Source organism: Flavobacterium sp. UBA6195, assembly GCF_002422095.1.
Lineage (GTDB): Bacteria > Bacteroidota > Bacteroidia > Flavobacteriales > Flavobacteriaceae > Flavobacterium.
This window is the reverse complement of the sequence record NZ_DITB01000009.1, coordinates 1-2,507: the sequence shown is the minus strand read 5'-3', so window position 1 is coordinate 2,507 and position 2,507 is coordinate 1. Positions and strand designations below refer to the sequence as shown.

Annotated in this window: 3 protein-coding genes; all 3 read right to left on the bottom strand. The window is 29.3% G+C overall.

Features of this window, described 5'->3' with window-relative positions; all coding sequences use genetic code 11:
* Positions 1 to 724: ABC transporter permease (locus tag B4I81_RS00505; RefSeq protein ID WP_291106292.1), on the bottom strand; the 724-nt coding region annotated here is incomplete at its 3' end.
* A 3-nt stretch (positions 725 to 727) separates the two neighbouring features.
* Complete coding sequence (locus B4I81_RS00500; RefSeq protein WP_291106289.1) at positions 728 to 1,816, bottom strand: efflux RND transporter periplasmic adaptor subunit; 1,089 nt, start codon at positions 1,814 to 1,816, stop codon at positions 728 to 730.
* 11 nt (positions 1,817 to 1,827) lie between these two features.
* On the bottom strand, positions 1,828 to 2,507 hold a 680-nt coding region (locus tag B4I81_RS00495), incomplete at its 5' end, for a TolC family protein (RefSeq protein ID WP_291106286.1).

Below are 2,507 nucleotides of genomic sequence, written 5' to 3'. Positions count from 1 at the left end.
CTGGATCAACAATATTTACGTTAATATCTGTAATATAGGATGCTCCTTCTTTCAATAATTGTTGCGAACTAGCTAAATTTACATAGGAATTTGATTTATCAATTTTTGAATTATTGGTTTTAAAAATTCCAACAACTTTGTACGTTTTATTTACACTTTTTGACGAAGTTAAATTGATATTATCGCCAATTTTTGCATTCATTTTTTCGGCAATTCCGCTTCCAATAATAATTCCGTTTGGATTTGATTTTAATAAGTCAAAATTACCTTCGACCATAAACGATTTAATGTTGTACATCACATTCGCTTCTTCAGGTTTGATGCCAATTGCTAATCCAGAGATTTGTGATTTTCCATTGTTGTAAAAAACATTAACACTTACTTGAGGCGTAACTACAGTAACTTCGGGCTGTTTTAAAATGGTTTCAGAAATTAACTTCGGATTAATAATTGTATTGTTTGACGGAACAATTTTCGGATTAATAATCAAGTAATTTTCTTTAGAATTTTTAACTAAAACCTTGCTAATTTCGTCATCTTTATACACTCGAATATGAGATGTTGTTTTAAAAATACTAGCACTCGAACTCTTATCAAATCCAACTAACATGCTATTCATAAAAATATAAATAGACATTCCTAAAACCACACCAGTCGCTGCAACAGCTGTTAGTTTTTTATTGGAAATAATATACGTTTTTGCTATTTCGGTATTGATGTTCATGGCTTAAGGTTTTAAAGGCAACAAAACATCTTCTTTAGTGATTCCGTCTAAAATTTCTACATATTCTGTAGAAACTATCCCTGTTTTTACGATAATGGCTTCGTCTTTTCCTTTTACCATTACTTTGTTTCCAAAACCTAAAAAATTTCTTGGAATTAATAGCGCATTTTTCTTTTCGCCAACCAGAATATTAGCTTCTAATTGCGTTCCATAAAGCGAAGTATTCAAAGGTTTATCGAAAATTACTTTACAAATAAACGATTGGGTTTGCTCATCAAAAGCGGCTAAAATTTCGCTGACTTTTGCATTATACACTTCATTTTTATTGGTGTTTAATTGCACAAAAACGGTTTGACCAATTTTTACTTTTCCAATACTATTTTCATCTACATTTAAAACGCCTTCAACTTTATTTTCATCTGCAATTACTGCAATTACATCTCCTTTTTTAACATAATCACCAGAGAATTTTAGCTTTTTAATAATTGTTCCTTTTTGTGGAACAACTAATTTATTATACCCTAAAACCACTTGATTGTTTTTCAATTGATTTTCAGTGTTGATGTAATTTTGTTTGGATTGTTGTAAAACTTGTTGGTATTGTTTTTTCAAAGCATTCAATTGCGATAATGAATTTTCTGCGGCTAATTGCATGTTTTCATATTCAACTTTGGCAATACTTTGCGAATTGTACAATCTTTTGTAGCGTTCGGCTTGCGTTTTATCTTGCTGATATTTACTTTCTGCAAACTTTATATTTTGTTGTAATTGTTGCAAAGCTGGAGCATTATCCGTTAAGTTTTCTTTTGAAATAACTACCAAATCTTTAGCCGAAGCGGTATTGTTTTCATTAGTTTTATTGTCAATTGAAGCAATAATTTGGTTTTCAGTTACTTTATTTCCAACGTCAAAAGTTGCATTTACTAAAATTCCATCTGTTTGAGCGGTAAGATTATAGGAATTGTCCCATTCTAATTCGCCCGAAGCAAAAACTAATTCTTTAATGTCTTGCACAACGGGCTTTCCTTCTTCTTTTGTTCCACATGAAACCAAAGTAGAAAGTGTTAGTAAAAGAAACAGACTATTTTTCATTTTGAATATTTTTAGTTGTTGTTTATCACAATTTTATTTTTTGAGAATCCTATGTTTGCCAAAGCATTTACAAGATTTATCTCACTGATTAACAAATCGTTTTGCGAAATTAGAAGTTTATCTAATGGCAAAATTTGTTCTTGGTATTGATTGAAATTTTTTTCAAAAGTGTCTTTTTTTAGCAGATATATTTTTTTGAAATTTTTATATTGCTCCATCGCTTTTTCATATTCAATTTCTAGTTGTTTGTTGGCAAATTCATTTTCTTTTTCGGCATGATCTGCATTATTTTTCAATTGATTCAATTGAATTTTTTTATTGTAAACGGTGGCTAATTTTTGCACATTCGTTGGAAAATCCCAAGTAACCTTTAAACCAACATAGTTAAAATTTACCCAATTAGAATTTGCATCGAAATAGTTTACATTACTTAGATTTTGCCAATTAAATGACGATATGAAAGATAAAACAGGCAATTGTTGCAAGCGAGCTATTTTTAAATCTTGTTGTATCATTTGGTATTGTAATTTGTAGTTTTCGCTTATAAAATTAGAGTTGGTTGCAACCAATTCTTCTCTATTTTCATAATTTGAAAGCTGTTCTGTAAGTTTTACATCAAATTCATTTTCAAAGAAAAGTGCTAAACTTTGTTTTTGTATTTTTTCATTTAAGATAAGTTGCGATAATTTAT

What these genes read in the sequence shown, in the direction of transcription:
- B4I81_RS00500 (WP_291106289.1), bottom strand. Translation starts at nt 1,816, where the DNA reads ATGAAAAATAGTCTGTTTCTTTTACTAACACTTTCTACTTTGGTTTCA.